A 17,448-nucleotide genomic window follows, 5' to 3' on the forward strand; every position below is an offset into this window, starting at 1 on the left:
ACAAGTTAAGCCTAAATAAAGTAAGCGCACATTTTATTGTGCGCTTACCATATCGCTATTTATCAGGCAGAGTCACATTCAACTCTAATACTGATAGGTTGTTATCTCGTTGATCAAGTTGTACATTAACTTGATCGGACGTTACTGCTACATATTTTTTAATCACTTCAAGGATATCTAGCTTAAGTTGCGGTAGATAATCAGGAGTGCTGTCACGTAAGCTACGTTCATGTGCAACAATAATCTGTAAACGGTCCTTCGCTAGATTAGCTGATGTTACGTTCGGTTTAGATGAACGAAAATAATCAAGTAACGCCATTTTAACCTCCAAAAATTCTGCTTAAAAAGCCTTTCTTCTCAACTGTCAGAAAACGAAATTCGCGTTCTTCGCCTAAGATTCTTGCTACCGTATCAGCATAAGCTTGGCCAGCATCACTTTCAGTGTCCAAGATCACAGGTTGACCACTATTTGACGCTTTAAGTACTGCGCTTGATTCAGGAATGACACCTGCAAGTGGCACAGCTAAAATCTCGGTAATGTTTTCAACACTTAACATATCACCACGTTCCACGCGTTCTGGCACATAGCGAGTAATAAGCAGGTGTTCTTTTATTGGTTCAAGAGCAAGCTCTGCTCGTCGAGAACGGCTTTGTAACATGCCGATAATACGGTCTGAATCGCGCACAGAAGAGACTTCAGGGTTTGTCGTGATAATAGCAATATCTGCAAAGTATAAGGCCATCATTGCACCAGCTTCGATGCCTGCCGGTGAATCACAGACAATGTAGTCATGATTTTCTGCAAGTTGGTCTAAAATCTTGCCAACACCTTCTTTTGTTAGCGCGTCTTTATCACGTGTTTGTGAAGCCGGTAAGATATACAGGTTATCTACACGTTTATCTTTAATTAATGCTTGAGATAAATTTGCTTCACCGTTGATCACATTTACAAAGTCATACACAACACGGCGTTCACAGCCCATGATTAAGTCTAAATTACGTAAACCGATATCGAAATCGATAACAACAGTTCTTTTCCCTTGCATTGCGAGTCCAGTAGCAATCGCAGCGCTGGTTGTTGTTTTACCTACGCCACCTTTACCGGATGTTACGACAATAATTTCAGCCATTTTAATTCCTTGAATTTAATCGAACTTTGTAATTTCTAATTTGTTATTTATGCAATTTATCTGAGCTTGTTTATTTAAAAATTCAGCTTGTACTGCATCGCTTAAAATATAAGTGCCATTAATTGACAATAATTCGGGGTCTAATTTATTACAAAAAATCTGGGCGCTATCGTCACCTTTAGCACCCGCAATAGCACGTCCACGTAACGCGCCATAAATATGAATAGAGCCATCAGCAATAACTTCAGCACCTGCGCTGATATTACCAAGGATAGTTAAGGATGCGTCCTGTGCATAAATTTGTTGGCCAGAGCGTATCTGCCCTTTATGTACAACTGTTTTTGTTACCGACTTTTCAACAATGACAGTCTGTACTTCTGGCTTAATTTGAGCCGCCGGTACCAGTTTAGTTGCGGTATTTTTGGCCGTATTTGATATAACTGAAAGCCCAGCCTCACGCACTACTAATTTTTGTTCTGCCGTTTGGCAGCCTTCAATACCAACTAAGTTCATGCCGTTTTGCGTAATAACCTGCTGGATTGTAAAAAAATCAATGTCTTCAGCTAAGTTGGCGACATTCACAACAACCGGTGCAGATTTAAAGAATGCAGGCGCTTGACTTACTTTATCAGCAATAAAGGTGTGAAGATTAACCATTGCCGCATCATTTTCGATATGAATGACCGAAAGCGTAAAGCTAGTCCCTTTAAATTTGATTGACTGTTCTGCCATGGATATTTCCTGATTGCTTAGTTTTTATGCCTGTTTTAGTATTTATCGTTATAGCACTTAGATAAATCATTATGCCATGTTATATTTTACTCGTAAAATAGGCAAGTTTATAACTTAAGAGAAACGCAATGCTTTGTTCAATATATAAAACAAATAAAAAAGAAGGGATGTATTTATTTATCTCCCGTCGCGACGATTTTAGCCAAGTTCCTGAAACTTTAATGGGAATGTTCGGTCAACCTAAGTTAGTTGTAACCATGAATTTAACAGAAACACGTTCTTTAGCGTTTGCTGATTCAAAATTGGTGCTAGAAGATCTAACGACAAAAGGCTTTTATTTACAAATGCCGCCTCCGCCAGTTGATCACTTAGTTGAATACAAAGCGTGGCGTGATAGTAATAAATAATAGCATCATTATCTAAATGTATTATAAGGAGATAAAATGAAATTAGCAGGATTAGTATTATTTGCTTTAAGTACATCAGCGGTATCAGCTAAACCGACATTTGATGAGTATTTATCTACCTTACGAACGGAATCTGAGACGCTAGGGTTGAGCTCGGAAACTCTTGACGATGCATTTGCTTCGATTAAATACCGCGAAAAGACCATTGCGCACGATAAAGCGCAGCCTGAACGTAAAAAAATAACCCTCGATGCTTATATCCCAAGAGCCGTTCCTAAATGGAAAATTGCTGTAGCTCGTAAGCACTATGACGAAAATATTGAGCTTTTACAGCGCATAGGCAAAGACTTTGGGGTTCAACCACGCTTTATTATCGCGTTGTGGGGCGTTGAAACAAATTTCGGTAATTACACTGGCAATTTCTCTACGTTATCGGCATTAGCGACACTTGCCTATGATGGTCGACGTGAAGCATTCTTTAAAAAAGAATTATTCGCGGCCTTAAAAATTATAGATGAAGGTCACATCACTACCGAGAATATGAAAGGTTCGTGGGCTGGAGCAATGGGGCAAGTACAGTTCATGCCATCTTCATTTAATGCCTATGCGATCGATTATAATAACGATGGTAAAAAGGATATTTGGAATAGCAAAGAAGACGCTTTGGCATCTGCAGCAAATTATCTAAAACAAGCTAATTGGGATGACACTTATACTTGGGGTCGCCAAGTTAAATTACCTGCGAACTACGATGCAGATATATCTGGATTGAAAGTGACCAAGAAATTAGCTGAGTGGCAAGATTTAGGGATCAGAACATTTGAAGGGAAGTCTTTACCAAATGTTGATCTTGATGCATCACTTGTCATGCCGGACGGCGTGAAAGGACGCGCATACTTAGCTTATAACAACTATAAAAGTATTATGCGTTGGAACCGGTCAGATTATTTTGCTACATCGGTAGCGCATTTATCAGACGCAATTAAATTCAGGGATTGAAAAGATGGACACGCTTTATCAGCACCAAGCACTAAATAACGACAAATTATCACTGCCTGTTGGCAAAATTGTCTGTATTGGCCGTAATTACCTTGATCACATACGTGAGCTTGGTAATGAGGTACCAGAACAAGCTTTACTGTTTATCAAGCCTGCAACATCATTAGTTGCACTGGATAAACCGTTACCACTACCTGTTAATTTAGGTGGGTGTCACAATGAGCTAGAGTTGGCGTTATTAATTAAGTCGCCTATTACCAAAGGTACACCAATTGTGCTTGCAGAATTAATTTGGGGTGTTGGCTTAGGGCTTGATCTTACTTTACGTGATTTACAAGCGTCACTAAAGTCCCAAGGGCATCCTTGGGAAAGAGCTAAAGCATTCGATAAAGCCTGTCCGATATCGTCCTTTGTACCGTTTGCTGAATTTGACGACCTGAATAATATTGACTTTACGTTAACGGTTAATAAACAGGTTCGACAGCAGGGGTGTACTGCAAATATGATGCGTTCGATAGAGTCATTGTTAACTGAAATTACATCATGCTTTACCTTGTTACCTGGGGATATAGTATTAACAGGTACGCCAGCGGGTGTCGGGGTGTTAAATTCTGGCGATAAGCTTGCATTAACACTAGCAAACCGTTATAAGTTCGGCTGCAAGTTCATTTAGAGATTAATTACATGGTTGAAAAATTTTGGCAGACTAAAACACTCGCTAAAATGACAGAAGCAGAATGGGAATCACTCTGCGATGGATGTGGTAAGTGTTGTTTACATAAAATAATTGAAGATGAATCAGAAGAAATTCATTTTACCAATGTTGCTTGTGAACTATTAAACACGAAAACATGTCGCTGTAAGAAATATGAAAAGCGATTTAAATACGTTTCAGACTGCTTTAAAGTCACACTTGATGACATTGAGGCATTTCACTGGTTACCTGAAACATGTGCTTACAAGCGTCTTTTAGAAGGCAATGATATACCAGAATGGCATCCACTACTGACTGGCAGCCAATCAGAGATGCACAAATTAGGGTATTCAATTCGTGGTAAGGCGGTTGCTGAATCACAAGCTGGTGATTTAGAAGATCATATTATTACGTTTAAATTATAACTTTTTGGGAATGATATGTCTGAATCTGTTCACGGTAGAGAAGTTGTTGCACTATTAGCAGCAACGCCAGCTGGTATGAGTGAAGTGGCGTTACTTGCATTAATCACGCAAGCGTACCCACTCAATTTATTCCATACATGCAAAGTTAAAGGCATGAATAAAAACCAAATCTTAGTAAATATGATGACGAAAGGTCGTATTGTCGAGTCAGATGGTATTTTAACTGCTCAAACAAGTTGTGGTTGTAAAAAAAACTAAAAATAAGGGACATGTGTTGTCCCTTATTTTTACCTTTGAAATTAGACCATCATGCAATAGTGATCCTACTACTTAGACCGCCGACGTTAACTCTAACGCTTAGACGAACCTTCATCAAAGCATTAGATTTCATCAATTAGCAGTTAGCTAGTTAAGGGCTTCTAACAAATCACCGATCTTTTCAATTTGTATTATTTTAGCGCCATTTACTTCCATCGATTTGTGATAATTAGCCTTTGGAATATATATCACCTCAAAGCCATGCTTAATCGCTTCGTTTACACGTGGCACACCACCATTAATCGGTCTTACTTCACCGCTTAACGAAATCTCACCCATAAAACAATGTTTACGGGACATTTCCTTGTCATTTAGCGAACTAATAAGGGATGCTGCGATGGCTAAATCAGCACTGGTATCCGTTTCGGGTAATTTCAGACCACCTACTAAGTTAACGTAGACGTCATGAAACAATTTAATACGTCCGTGTTTACGCAGCACTGCAGTGATCATTTTAAGACGGTTAAAGCTCAGGCCAATACTGACACGTTGTTGATTTTCAGCTTCACATTCTGACACTAAGCACTGTACTTCGAGTAGCAAGTTACGATTACCATCGCGAATACAGGTAATCGCAGAGCCGGCAACATTTTCGTCAGCACCTGATAGGAACAACTTACTTGGGTTATCCACCGACAACATACCTTTACTGTGCATCTGGAAGATACCAACTTGGTCAACGTCACCAAAACGGTTTTTACTCGCACGGATAGTTCGAATAATACTGTCGTTAACTTCAATGTGGAGCAGGGTATCAACAATATGCTCTAAGGTCTTAGGACCCGCTAGATCACTGCCTTTTGTCACGTGACCAATAATGATCAAGGTAATACCGTGTTGTTTGGAAAATCTGCTTAACTCCTGCGCGCAACCTTTTACTTGGCTAACAGAACCCGCGCTGCCGTTACAATGTTCGCTTTCAAGTGCTTGAATCGAGTCAATGATAAGGAATTTAACTTTCGCCTCTAGCGCGCGTTCCATGATGTTTGACACTATGTATTCAGACATCAGTAGCAAGTTATCTTCAATGAAATCGATCTTCAAACGTTCAATTGCACGACTTTTGAATTGCTCAAGACTTTCTTCGGCGGTGCAATACATGGAAACCATTTGTTTACTTAAGTTTGCGCACAGCTGAGTGAGTATCGTTGTTTTACCTGCACCAGGGTCACCAGAGATTAGCACGATTGAACCTACTGTGAGGCCGTTACCGAGCACGCGGTCTAATTCACCTATCTGAGTATCAATCTTGTTTAATTCAACATGTGATACTTCAGACATCTTTTTAACGGTGTTACCGAGCGTTCCAGCGTAACCACCTTGGGATGCAATCATGCGCTGCTGACTTGGTAGGCTGGCTTCTTTAAATTCAGCGAGGGTATTCCAAGCTTTACAGGCATTACATTGTCCTTGCCAGCGCGGAAAATTAGCGCCACATTCAGAACAGAGGAAACTTACTTTAGTTTTAGGTGTTTTAGCCATGATTTAACTACAATTTAACTATAAAAAAATACTCATGCCATAATGATAGCATGAGTACATGGATGTATATACAGTTATTAAGGAGAGCTGATTACATTACAAACTTTTCTTCGCAGGTAAAACAGCATTCGCTAAAATCATGCCCGCAAGGATCGCAATGAAGATCATAAAGACAAAACCACTGTCATTGATGTTATTTATTATTTCATGCCCGGATATATAAGTGTTTAAATCCATATAGGTACGACTACCAGGTACTAACAAGACGATACCTTGTATTAATACAATTGATGCTGGTCTGTTTTTAATAATGGCATAAATATTACTAAATAAACCGGCTGCAAATGATCCAACAAAGGTACCAAGCGTAAAGCCTAGATATTGTGCAGCTACAGTACTCACCACATAGGCGATAAGCCCGGCTGCAATGCCCCAAAGCATATCTGATTTATGCACATTAAAGGCCACTACGAGGCCTGTAGACAGCGTGACAACAGCGATGTAGTTTTTCCAATCAGGGAGGGCATAGCTCATATCTAAAACAAGTGGGTCAAGTGTCCAGATTAAGTTACCTATAGTGATACCTAATAACGCCCCAAAATAAAGTTTGAATAATAGCATCGTAGCATCAACTAACTTTGATGTACCTGAGACTAAATCTTTATTGACTATTTCACTTAACGCGACCGTTAGTGCCAAGCCTGGAATGAAAATGATCACCGATGACAAGATGACAAACGGGACGTTGATATGTATATCGAGACTAGCAATGAAACACGCTAATATGGCTGAAATAAATGGGGCGAAAAACTCTACAATCGATGCGAGTCGGGGTGAGTTTGCCGATAATTTGTATAAGATAAAGACTAAGAACGAGAATAGGAACGAGCTAATTATATCTAAGCTTGAAGAGGACAACAGCATTGCAAACGCACCACCGGTGACACACCAACCTAGCGCTTCCGTTTTGACACCATAAAAACTAGGCTGTTGTTTAGCCTCGATTAATAGTTCCATTGCTTGGTCGAGTGTGACTTGCGAGTCAACTACCTTTTCAACGATTTCATCGATCGCTGCTAATTTACCAAGATCATTGCCAGATGGCTGAACCCGTACAATATGTGTGTGTTGATCATCAGGGTTACTTGAAAAAATGAAGGTAAAAGCCGTTGGTGTAACAAGAAAACTTGCTTCAATATTCCAGAATTTAGCCAAATTCATTAGGTGATTTTCAATTCGGTAACTCGTTGCGCCGCAACGATGTAATGCAAGTCCAAGTTTAATAATAAAATTGATTTGCAGTTTATAAGTTTGACTGTGCATAGTTATATTCTGGAAAGTACAAAAGGATGTTTATTTTAGTTCTATTTAAGTTAATTTGTTAGCTAAATTGTTGAATATTTTTAAATAAATTGAAATTAATTATGGGGGGCTATGTGATGAAGTTATTTTAAGGGAGAGAGCTAGGTTAGGTATCTGAAACTTTGGAATGTATCTTCTAATTTACCTCGATAATATATGCGTTATAAAATTTATATTGTATTAGTGGCTTCAAAAAGGGTTATTTATGTCTAAAGTAATTACTGCAGCAAAACAAGTATGGTCTGCTAAAGATCAAATTACACGTAATATCTGGCTAGCTGGTCTAGGTGCCTATGATAAAGGTTATGAATCTGCATCGAACACTGTGACAAAAAGCCAGTCAATCTTTGATGAACTTGTTGAGCGAGGCCGCAAATTAGAAGACGAGACAACGCTGACATTCTCGACTCAAAAAGATAAATTGGCATCTGCAAGCCAGAATGCTACAGATGCATTACAGGGCAAAGTACATAGCGCAGTAACAAGTTTGACGCATATCGATGCGAATGCATTTGATAATATTATTAATAAAATAGAGCAAATCGAACTTGCATTGGCTGACGCTAAACAGCAGCCAGTAGATGCAGCTGCGGAAGTCGAAGCTGTACAAGAAGTGATCGCTAATGTTGAAGTTGCAGTGACAGAAAAAGTGACAGCCGTTGCAGCTGAAGTAACGTCTGTAGTAGAGAATGTTGCTGAAGCTGTATCTGAGGCAGTAAAGCAATCTGCACCAGTTGTTGAAAAAGCGGCTGATGCCGTGTCTGATGTTGTAACTCAAGCAGCGCCAGTTGTCGAAAGTGTGACGAATGCAGTAAAAGCGGTGGCGAAACCTGTTGTCGTTGAAGCGACAGAAGTAGCTGAAAAAATCGTAGCTGTTAAGCCAACGACTAAAAAAGTATCAAATCGTCGTGTAAAAAAAACAGTCGCAAAGAAAAAGTAATTTAAGTGACTTTAATTTAAGTACTGTAATATAAATAAACAGATTGTAGCGGTTATTAAACTCGCCTCAATCTGTTTATGATTTTAACTACTGCCATTCATCAGTACTATCCCTCATTACATTTCTATTCATGTTGACTGCAAGGCTTAGTATCAGCTGCTTTATTGTTTATAATCATCCCTATAGCAAATTTAAATACGTATCACATTACACAAATTAATCGACTTAAACAGTCATTTCACCGTGCCTCAAAGACACAAAAATGGTAAGGTTAATCTACGTATTATAATAAAGAGAAGTTAAATGTTTGACACCTATAACAACATAGTCATCCTCACTGGTTCTGGTATTTCAGCTGAGTCCGGTATTGAGACATTCCGTGCAAGTGATGGTTTATGGGCTAAACATCATATTGATGACATAGCAACTCTAGACGGTTACCGTAGAGATCCTGAGTTAGTTTATAGTTTTTATAATCAAAGGTTTAACCAATTATCCTTGCCAAGTATTCAACCAAATGATGCACATGTCGCATTGGCTGAATTACAAAAGAATTATACCGGTAGTGTCACGATCGTTACCCAGAATATCGATAACCTGCATGAACGAGGTGGTGCACACAGTATCATTCATATGCATGGCGAATTAGTCAAAGCACGCTGCGAAAAAACTCAAAAATTGTTCTCGTATAAGCAATTGAGTAAAACGTTGAAATGTCCATGCTGTAAAGTGCAGGGCAACCTGCGTCCGCATGTTGTGTGGTTTAACGAAATGCCCCTCTTTATGAATGATATCTACAAAGCATTGAGTGATGCCGATCTTTTTATTGCCATTGGCACATCTGGATCTGTTTATCCTGCGGCTGACTTCGTTAATGAAGCGAATAAAGCATGCGCGCACACGATCGAAATCAATCTTGATGCCACCCATATCTCTGATAATTTTAAAGAGCATCGAGTAGGTAAAGCGACAGAAGAAGTAAGAGAATTGGTTGAAGAGTTAATGGCTCGCGATAAACAATTTTTCTAAAAATATGATTTATTAATTTGATCAAAAAAGGTGCATAAAATGCACCTTTTTATTATTTACTCTTTCTTTTCATACGACAGAAAAGATATTACATGTTTTGTGCTTTTAGTTTTTCGAAGTAACGTTCATATATGATGTTCGCTTCACCGACATCTGAATGGAACTCACCGTTAGCAATGGTTTCAGCATCTGGGAATACTATTTTGTTGTCAGTAAACGACTTCGGTAGAAGCTTTTTAGCAGCACGGTTAGGTGTTGGATAACCAATTTCTAATGCGACTTCAGCTGCAACTTCTGGACGTAATAAGAAGTCGATGAGCTTATGTACAGCATCCACATTTTTAGCGTTTTTAGGAATAGCTAAGCTGTCCATCCAGAACACGGCGCCTTCTTTAGGGTATACCATCGTAATGTCGCTATCTTCTTGCTGCGCCATATAGGTACTGCCGTTCCAGATCATGCCAAACTCTACTTCACCGGCAATATAAGGGTTAGCTGGCGTGTCAGAGTTAAATACCAGCACGTTAGGCATTAACTTCTTTAGTAACTCATACGCTTGAGCTAATTCAGCAGGATCTTGTGTATTCGCCGAGTGACCTTGGATCTTTAATGCCATGTGGAAGATCTCACGTGCATCATCTGTTAATAATAACTGACCTTCCCATTTTGGATCCCATAAATCAGTCCAGCTGGTGATAGATGCCAGTTCAATATCTGCTGTGTTCACACCCATACCGGTAGCGCCCCAGATATATGGAATGCTATAACGGTTACCTAAATCATATTCTTTGTTCAATAAAGCAGGGTCTAAGTTTGCGTAGTTCGATAATTTCTTATGATCAATTTCTTGAAGCATGCCTTCTTTTGTCATTTTACTGATGAAGTAAGTTGAAGGTACAACCAAGTCATAACCATTTTTATCGTATGTCTTTAATTTAGCATACATAGATTCATTCGATTCGTAAGTTGAATATACAACTTTAATCCCAGTTTCTTCAGTGAATCGAGATAATAGACCCGGAGGGATATATTCAGACCAATTATAAAAATTGATAGTTGTCGCGTAAGCAGAGCTACTAAAAAGTAGGGCAGCTGCAAAGCATTTTACTGTTGTTTTAAACATGTTTATTTTTCTTCTTTTTTAAGTGTAAAAATCGCAGTACGGGACTGCATAATCAATGATAGAGAGTGATTAAACAGTCTTATCATTTTTATTAATAAGGGCCGCTGTAATGACGAATGATATCGATATAACGATCATCATTGTTGCCAATGCATTAACCTCTGGCGATACGCCGACTTTCACCATGGAATAAATCTTCAATGGTAATACTTCAAAGCTTGGCCCTGTCACAAACGAGCTCACAATGACATCATCAAGTGATAAGGTAAATGACAATAACCAACTGGAAATAATAGCGGGTTTAGCTATCGGTAAAATAATACGTTTAAAGATCGTGCCTTCACTTGCGCCTAAATCCTTACCGGCCTCTAATATCGAGTTATCGAAATTACTGAGTCGGCTATAAACCGTGATCACGACAAACGGAATACAAAAGGTAATGTGCGCGATAAGCAGCGTAACAAAACCAAGATCTAAACCAAGTATGATAAATAAGGATAATAATGAAATTGCCATCACAATATCCGGTGACATCATCACTACAAAGAGTAGCCCAGATATAAACCTTTTACCTTTAAACTTATGTTTAAACAAAGCGACAGCACCAAGTGTACCAATCACGACAGCAATTGATGATGCAAGCACCGCGATCGTAATCGAATTGAATGCAGCTTCAAGCAAGGTGTCATTATCCCACAACAATTCATACCATTTAATGGTGAAACCGTTCCATTTTAGCCCATATTTAGATGCGTTAAATGAATTACCAATTAATATAAAAATAGGTGTATATAAATAAACATACACGAATAACAACAATACTTTAGATATATGACGTTTAAGCATCGCTACCTCTGTTTTTAATCGATTGACCTACCTTGTAATAGAAGAACAGCAATGCAGCCATAAACACAGTTAATGTAATGCTCGCTGCAGAACCAAATGGCCAATCACGAATATTTAAAAATTGTGTTTTAATGGTATTACCAATCAGCAAGTTTTTCGCTCCCCCCACAAGATCAGCAATGTAAAACATGCCCATGGCCGGTAAAAACACTAATAACATACCTGCGATGATGCCAGGTAAGGTTAACGGTAATTCAACTTTTAAAAAGGTCATCAACTTTGAGGCACCAAGATCTTTAGCTGCTTCAATTAAGCTTTTATCAATTTTTTCAATACTCGAATACAAAGGTAAAATCATAAATGGCAGTAGTATATAGACTAAAGCAAAAATAACGGCGAACTCCGTGTACATAAGCTTTAATGGCTTATCGATAATATTTAAGTTAAGTAGTAGTGCATTGAGTAGGCCTTTTTTAGCCAGTAGTATTTTAATACCGTATGTTCTGATTAATGAATTAGTCCAAAATGGGACAATAACCAGAAATAACAATATAGGTCTTATCTTTTTAGGTAATTGCGTGATCGTATAGGCAAATGGATAGCCGATAATTAAACAAATAAAGGTCGCAATACTCGCCATATAGACAGAGTGACTTAATACCTTAAAATACAGCGGATCAAATAATCGTACGTAGTTGTCTAATGTAAAAGTGAGGCTAATTAAATCTGCATCATCACGCGTTAAAAAACTAGTGACGATAATCATTAAATTAGGCACAAGAACAAATACACTTAACCAGACTAACAATAGGCCGATTGAGAAGCGCTTAAACAGCGACGAATTAATCATTTTTTAAGATAACCTCCCAGCTTTCAACCCAGGACACAGCCACTTTTTGACCTAAACTATGGTCAAAGTCAGGATCATCTTCATCGAAAAATTCACTGATTTGTACTCTTTCGCCTGAATCTAAGCGAATCACTGAATCCAGCGTCATGCCCTTATAATTACGCTCAACAATATGGCCGGTAATTTGTGCTGATGTTGCCTGATCGTCAATTTCTTTGATTCTGAGATCTTCTGGTCGTAGTAATATATTCACCGATTGGTTAGCTGTTAATGCTTGGCTAGTTGAAATGGTATATAGACAGCCGTGTACATTCGCTAAATACTGATCAGATCCGGTTTGTGATTGAATGACAGCCGGGAAAATATTGATCTCACCAATAAATTTAGCCACAAATAAGTTTATGGGCGTCTCATAAATCTCGCGTGGTGTACCTATCTGTTCTACATTACCGTTATTCATTACAATGATACGATCTGACATGGTCAATGCTTCTTCTTGATCGTGTGTGACGAATATGAAGGTAATATTAAGCTTACGCTGCAGCATTTTAAGCTCGTTCTGCATCTCTTTACGTAACTTATAATCTAGCGCACTGAGTGATTCATCCAATAGTAATACTTTTGGCTGGTTCACGACTGCACGTGCGATTGCAACGCGTTGTTGCTGGCCACCTGATAGTTGTGATGGTTTCCGATCGCTAAACTCAGTTAACTTCACAATAGTGAGAATTTCATCTACGCGCTTGTTGATTTCGAGTGTAGATACCTTTTTCATACGTAAGCCAAAAGCAATATTTTCAAACACTGTCATGTGTGGAAATAGTGCATATCCTTGAAATACAGTGTTGGTATTACGTTTTTCAGCATCGAGATTGGTGATACATTTATCTTCGAGATATACGTCACCACTATCAAGCGTTTCTAATCCAGCAAGCACACGCAAAACAGTCGTTTTACCACAACCTGAAGGTCCTAAAATGGTGACAAATTCACCATCATATATATCTAATGTTAAATCATTAATAATAAGTTTGTTATCAAATGACTTTTTTGCGTTAGCAAGTCTAATGATTGAGTTAGTATTTTTATTAAGCATCAATAAACCTAAATGATAAGAGATTCATCTCATTGAGTAAGATGAACAATTTGCGTGAATTCTAATGCTATAACTCACAAAAATGAAGTATAAATTTGCACATTAATCAAAATAATGGATCTAAAACATATCCAGGTCATTTTTAAAACTTGAAAAGCAATAAAGTCGGAATATGTGCTCTAATTTATGACGTATATTAGGTATACTCAGCGAGATATAAATTTTGGTTTTAGTTAGCCGTTTAGTTTTAATTAAGGATCCGTTCATGTTCAATAACCATTTCATTAAAGTGGTGCTTCTTTCAAGTCTACTTGTCCCTTCTCTAAGCGCCCAAGAATTAGTCGTTGGTTATGATGGCTTTTATAACAGAATAAAAAGCAGTAAAAAAGAACAGTACGATAATACAAAAATGGGTGTTTTTCTTAATAATAGTCAGACAGGTAAGCATTGCCAGATTGAAAATGCATTTATTAATTTTGAAGGTGCTATTACTGATGTTGAAATTGGTAAAGATTCAGAGCTACTCTTACCTTTTAATAAGCAATTGCGTGATGATAAAGCTAAATTACATGTGAATGTTACCGACATAGCATCTTGTGATCTCGCATTACAAATTATGGCATCTGAAAACAACAGTACAGAATATTCATCATTAGCACTTGTTAAGCAAATTGAAGAGTTTGATTTGTTCTTAGGGAATATGGCTGGTTATTTCGGCAGAATGAATTTACCTACGACTATCGGTGTTCAGTTTATTTTTGATGAGTCCGTTGAAGCTTATACTATGAGCGGTGATCTATTTAAAAGTGGAGAGCAAATTTCTTTATCACAAGATGAAATCATTCGCGATAAAATTGCAGGTATAAAATTCAGCAAGCAACCACTTAGAATTATACCGTTAACTGAAATCTAACCTCGGTTTCAAATGAATTTAGCACTGCGCTTAAAAAATGGTACAAAAAAAAGCACTGCGTTAGGGCAGTGCTTTTTTATATCGGTCATTTACGCTAGGTATGGGGATTAACGACAGACCTTATTATCATTCAACCTTGGCATTATAATTCGACGATAGTAACCATTTCATTCGGATCGAAACTTTCAACACCAGAATTAGATTGTTCAGTCGGTACCATTTCAATTTCATTATCGAACGCAGTATCAAATTCAGTCAGTTCGTCCGCACGTTCAAGATCCATATTCACAAAATCAAATGCGTTGGTATCTGCAAGGTGACTTGGCACGATATTACGGATTGCGTTGAAGCAATTGTTTACACGGCCTGGATTTGTTTCATCCCATTGTGAAAGCATTGCTTTAACAGCTTGGCGTTGTAGATTCTCTTGTGAACCACAAAGGTTACAAGGGATGATCGGGAATGCTTTAAACGCTGAGTAAGCTTTAATATCTTTTTCACGACAGTAGGCTAATGGGCGAATAACAATGTTGCGCTTATCATCAGAGATAAGTTTAGGTGGCATTGTTTTCATTTTCGCGCCATGGAACATATTCAAGAATAATGTTTCAACGATATCGTCAGCGTGATGGCCGAGTGCAAGTTTTGTTGCGCCAAGATCTACGGCTGCATTATACAGAATACCACGGCGTAAACGTGAACATAAGCTACACGTTGTTTTGCCTTCAGGGATTTTTTCTTTAACGATACTATATGTATCTTTTTGCACTATCTTATATTCAATACCTAGATTTTCAAGGTAGTTAGGCAGGATGTCTTCAGGGAAACCTGGCTGTTTTTGATCTAAGTTAACCGCAATAATATCAAAAGTGATAGGTGCTGCTGCTTGTAACTGAAGCAGAATATCGAGCATTGTAAAACTGTCTGCGCCACCGGACAAACAAACCATAACTCTGTCACCATCTTCAATCATATTATAATCAATGATTGCTTTACCTGTTTCGTGGCGCAGCTTTTTTTGCAGTTTAGCAAATTGCTTTTTTTCTAAAGCGGTAAAATTTTCAGGTTTCATTCGGACACTCAGGATTAATATTGCTGTAAGCTGCGCAGTATACCCAAGCATGCCGGAAAAGCAAGTTCCCGCGCTTGGATGTACAGTGCGACTGAGTATCTAGGTTATTATTTTGTAATCATTTTAATGCTAAAAGGTCACAGTTAATTGAGTCAATAACCATTTCAGCGGTGTTGCCAATCAGAAATGCAGAAAACCCATTACGTGTTGGCGCACCTAGAATGACGAGCTCAGCATCGACGTCTTGAACAATATCTGCGATCACATCTTCTGGTGCACCTGATTGAATATGGACATTTTCTTTGGTTATATTGAATTTTTCAGCGTGAGTGTACATTGCTGTTTTATGGTGTTCTTCGATTTCTTGATTGTAAGCGACCGCATCGAAATTGGGAATTTCAATCGAGATGTGTTCGGGGGTACTTGGATAGGCGTTTGCTAAATGTATATTGGCATTTAACAGTTGTTTTAATTGTAACGCTTCTTGCGTTATACGTTCATTAATTGAATCATCGTCTTGTGTACTTAAATTAGTGCTTTCTAAAACTTGAATCGCAGCGACAATATTGCCATTGATTGGCCAGTCGTGGTCTTTAACTAACAATACTGGGCATTGGCTTTTACGTAATAAGTGCCAATCAGTCGGTGTAAACATAACGGCACTGAGCTTGTTATGGTCGTGGGTGCTTTTAACGATTAAATCGTGATTGTTAAGTTTCGCTTCTTCTAAAATTGATTCGAATGGACGCTTGTGCCAAACCAGCTTTAAATTGATTTTAGCATCTGGGTAATCTTGCTCTAGCTGTTTGGTGAAAGATTTTTGTTCTTCGACCACGATAGCATCTTGCATAGATTGACGTTCATCACTCGAAAACAATGAGGTAAGTTCATAAGATAGGTCATAAATAACAAGGAGAAGAGAGATTGAAACGTTGTCTTGTTGAGAAGCTAGATACAAGGCACGAGATAATGCTACCTGCGGTGTATTCACTTGATCTGCAACCACTAGAATATTTTTGTATTTATTCATAAGGCACCTTGATAACAAATAGGATATAGATTAAGTATATGTTTATTATATTGATTATACATAACCAATATTGTAACTATATCCCAAATTGTGATAGATGCCATAAATGTACAGAATTTTTGATAAGCGTGTTGGGCAAAGTACTTTAAATCAATGACTTTAAGTCAATCACGCTTAATATTTCAGTTACTGATAACTGCTATCGTTATAACAATTATTTATAGTAATTACCTAAGACTCTTTCTTACCGGCAAGTAAGGCAAGGCTTTCACGATCGATAATACTGATGTATTTACCTTTTACCTCAATCATGTCACTGGTTTGAAAGCGACCAAGTAAGCGGCTAATCGTTTCAACAGTCAAGCCTAAATAATTACCGATATCGCCACGAGTCATGGTTAAACGGAATTCTTTAGGTGAAAAACCACGTTCAGAAAAACGGACAGAAAGATTATTCAAAAATGCAGCAAGACGCTGTTCAGCATTTTTCTTACTCAGTAATAGAATCATCTCTTGATCTGCTGCTATTTCGCCACTCATTAACCGCATTACTTGGCGACGTAGCATTGGCATTTTACCAATCAAGTCATCAAGTGTGTCATACGGTATCTCACAAACCATCGATGTTTCTAATGCTTGTGAAAAACTAGGGTGTATGCCTGAGCTTAATGCATCAAAACCGATCAAGTCACCAGCTAAATGGAAACCCGTGATCTGTTCATCACCTTGTTCGGTAATCGTGTATGATTTTACTGAGCCAGAACGGATCGCATAAAGTGATTTAACTTTATCGCCAGCTTTAAATATTTCATCATTCTTTTGAAACGGCTTTTTACGTTCAATAATTTGGTCGAGAGAATCTAGCTCTGAATCATTCAAAGAATATGGTATGCAGAGTTGGCTAATACTGCAGTTTTGGCAGTGAATTTCACACTTTGAAGCAGCAGTTCGTGTTGGTATCTTTTTATCTAAGGCCATAATTCCAATAAACTCTTTTGAT

20 protein-coding genes are annotated in these 17,448 nt (G+C 38.1%); 8 read left to right on the plus strand and 12 right to left on the minus strand.

Annotated elements, in window-relative coordinates; all coding sequences use genetic code 11:
* Window positions 1-55: 55 nt before the first annotated feature.
* The 3 genes from minE to minC are packed head-to-tail and all read right to left on the minus strand — an operon-like array spanning window position 56 to window position 1,862.
* Complete coding sequence (minE, locus tag FR932_RS06570; RefSeq protein WP_019440259.1) at window positions 56-319, minus strand: cell division topological specificity factor MinE; 264 nt, start codon at window positions 317-319, stop codon at window positions 56-58.
* A gap of 1 nt (window position 320) precedes the next feature.
* Window positions 321-1,130 carry a septum site-determining protein MinD gene (gene minD / locus FR932_RS06575; protein WP_019440258.1) on the minus strand — a complete coding sequence of 270 codons (810 nt, stop codon included), beginning with the start codon at window positions 1,128-1,130 and terminating at the stop codon, window positions 321-323.
* Between the two features lie 15 nt (window positions 1,131-1,145).
* A complete protein-coding gene (gene minC, locus FR932_RS06580; protein WP_019440257.1) occupies window positions 1,146-1,862 on the minus strand; it encodes a septum site-determining protein MinC in 717 nt (238 codons plus the stop codon).
* Between the two features lie 128 nt (window positions 1,863-1,990).
* Between minC and FR932_RS06585 the strand changes: the two genes are divergently transcribed.
* From FR932_RS06585 to FR932_RS06605, 5 genes are read left to right on the plus strand one after another with little or no spacing between them, the layout of a single operon-like run.
* Window positions 1,991-2,269, plus strand: coding sequence for a YcgL domain-containing protein (locus FR932_RS06585; protein WP_019440256.1), 279 nt, complete (start codon window positions 1,991-1,993; stop codon window positions 2,267-2,269).
* Window positions 2,270-2,305: 36 nt separating this feature from the next.
* The gene (locus FR932_RS06590) at window positions 2,306-3,268 is read left to right on the plus strand and encodes a lytic murein transglycosylase (RefSeq protein WP_019440255.1); all 963 of its coding nucleotides are present in this window, start codon (window positions 2,306-2,308) and stop codon (window positions 3,266-3,268) included.
* Window positions 3,269-3,272: 4 nt separating this feature from the next.
* A complete protein-coding gene (locus tag FR932_RS06595) occupies window positions 3,273-3,941 on the plus strand; it encodes a fumarylacetoacetate hydrolase family protein (protein ID WP_019440254.1) in 669 nt (222 codons plus the stop codon).
* 11 nt (window positions 3,942-3,952) lie between these two features.
* Window positions 3,953-4,387: a YcgN family cysteine cluster protein gene (locus FR932_RS06600; RefSeq protein WP_019440253.1), complete on the plus strand. Its 435-nt coding sequence runs from the start codon at window positions 3,953-3,955 to the stop codon at window positions 4,385-4,387.
* Window positions 4,388-4,402: 15 nt separating this feature from the next.
* Entirely contained in the window at window positions 4,403-4,645 is a 243-nt protein-coding gene (locus FR932_RS06605; RefSeq protein WP_019440252.1) for a DUF2492 family protein, read from the plus strand.
* Between the two features lie 147 nt (window positions 4,646-4,792).
* Here FR932_RS06605 and radA read toward each other — a convergent pair whose 3' ends face one another.
* Window positions 4,793-6,187, minus strand: a complete 1,395-nt coding sequence (gene radA, locus FR932_RS06610) for a DNA repair protein RadA (RefSeq protein WP_019440251.1) — start codon at window positions 6,185-6,187, stop codon at window positions 4,793-4,795.
* 96 nt (window positions 6,188-6,283) lie between these two features.
* Window positions 6,284-7,510 carry a threonine/serine exporter family protein gene (locus FR932_RS06615; RefSeq protein ID WP_019440250.1) on the minus strand — a complete coding sequence of 409 codons (1,227 nt, stop codon included), beginning with the start codon at window positions 7,508-7,510 and terminating at the stop codon, window positions 6,284-6,286.
* A gap of 244 nt (window positions 7,511-7,754) precedes the next feature.
* Between FR932_RS06615 and FR932_RS06620 the strand changes: the two genes are divergently transcribed.
* Together FR932_RS06620 and cobB are read left to right on the plus strand one after the other, a co-directional pair.
* Window positions 7,755-8,489 (plus strand): phasin-related domain-containing protein, encoded by a 735-nt coding sequence (locus FR932_RS06620; RefSeq protein ID WP_019440249.1) that lies wholly within the window; start codon window positions 7,755-7,757, stop codon window positions 8,487-8,489.
* Between the two features lie 303 nt (window positions 8,490-8,792).
* On the plus strand, window positions 8,793-9,518 hold the full coding sequence (gene cobB, locus FR932_RS06625) for a Sir2 family NAD+-dependent deacetylase (RefSeq protein ID WP_019440248.1): 726 nt from the start codon (window positions 8,793-8,795) through the stop codon (window positions 9,516-9,518).
* An 88-nt stretch (window positions 9,519-9,606) separates the two neighbouring features.
* Here the strand turns inward: cobB and FR932_RS06630 are convergent, their stop codons facing one another.
* The 4 genes from FR932_RS06630 to potA all read right to left on the minus strand — a co-directional run bounded on the left by FR932_RS06630 (window position 9,607) and on the right by potA (window position 13,433).
* Window positions 9,607-10,641 carry an extracellular solute-binding protein gene (locus FR932_RS06630; RefSeq protein ID WP_019440247.1) on the minus strand — a complete coding sequence of 345 codons (1,035 nt, stop codon included), beginning with the start codon at window positions 10,639-10,641 and terminating at the stop codon, window positions 9,607-9,609.
* Between the two features lie 69 nt (window positions 10,642-10,710).
* Window positions 10,711-11,487, minus strand: a complete 777-nt coding sequence (potC, locus tag FR932_RS06635) for a spermidine/putrescine ABC transporter permease PotC (protein ID WP_019440246.1) — start codon at window positions 11,485-11,487, stop codon at window positions 10,711-10,713.
* On the minus strand, window positions 11,480-12,337 hold the full coding sequence (gene potB, locus FR932_RS06640; protein WP_019440245.1) for a spermidine/putrescine ABC transporter permease PotB: 858 nt from the start codon (window positions 12,335-12,337) through the stop codon (window positions 11,480-11,482). Before potB ends, potC begins: the two co-directional genes overlap by 8 nt.
* A complete protein-coding gene (potA, locus tag FR932_RS06645) occupies window positions 12,330-13,433 on the minus strand; it encodes a spermidine/putrescine ABC transporter ATP-binding protein PotA (protein WP_019440244.1) in 1,104 nt (367 codons plus the stop codon). Before potA ends, potB begins: the two co-directional genes overlap by 8 nt.
* A 265-nt stretch (window positions 13,434-13,698) precedes the next feature.
* Between potA and FR932_RS06650 the strand changes: the two genes are divergently transcribed.
* Window positions 13,699-14,346, plus strand: a complete 648-nt coding sequence (locus tag FR932_RS06650) for a DUF2987 domain-containing protein (protein WP_019440243.1) — start codon at window positions 13,699-13,701, stop codon at window positions 14,344-14,346.
* A gap of 142 nt (window positions 14,347-14,488) precedes the next feature.
* Here FR932_RS06650 and ttcA read toward each other — a convergent pair whose 3' ends face one another.
* The 3 genes from ttcA to FR932_RS06665 all read right to left on the minus strand — a co-directional run bounded on the left by ttcA (window position 14,489) and on the right by FR932_RS06665 (window position 17,426).
* Window positions 14,489-15,418, minus strand: a complete 930-nt coding sequence (ttcA, locus tag FR932_RS06655) for a tRNA 2-thiocytidine(32) synthetase TtcA (protein WP_019440242.1) — start codon at window positions 15,416-15,418, stop codon at window positions 14,489-14,491.
* A gap of 118 nt (window positions 15,419-15,536) precedes the next feature.
* A complete protein-coding gene (gene uspE, locus FR932_RS06660) occupies window positions 15,537-16,448 on the minus strand; it encodes a universal stress protein UspE (RefSeq protein WP_019440241.1) in 912 nt (303 codons plus the stop codon).
* 231 nt (window positions 16,449-16,679) lie between these two features.
* Window positions 16,680-17,426, minus strand: coding sequence for an FNR family transcription factor (locus FR932_RS06665; protein WP_019440240.1), 747 nt, complete (start codon window positions 17,424-17,426; stop codon window positions 16,680-16,682).
* Window positions 17,427-17,448 lie beyond the last annotated feature (22 nt).

This window comes from Moritella marina ATCC 15381, assembly GCF_008931805.1.
Taxonomy (GTDB): Bacteria; Pseudomonadota; Gammaproteobacteria; order Enterobacterales; family Moritellaceae; genus Moritella; species Moritella marina.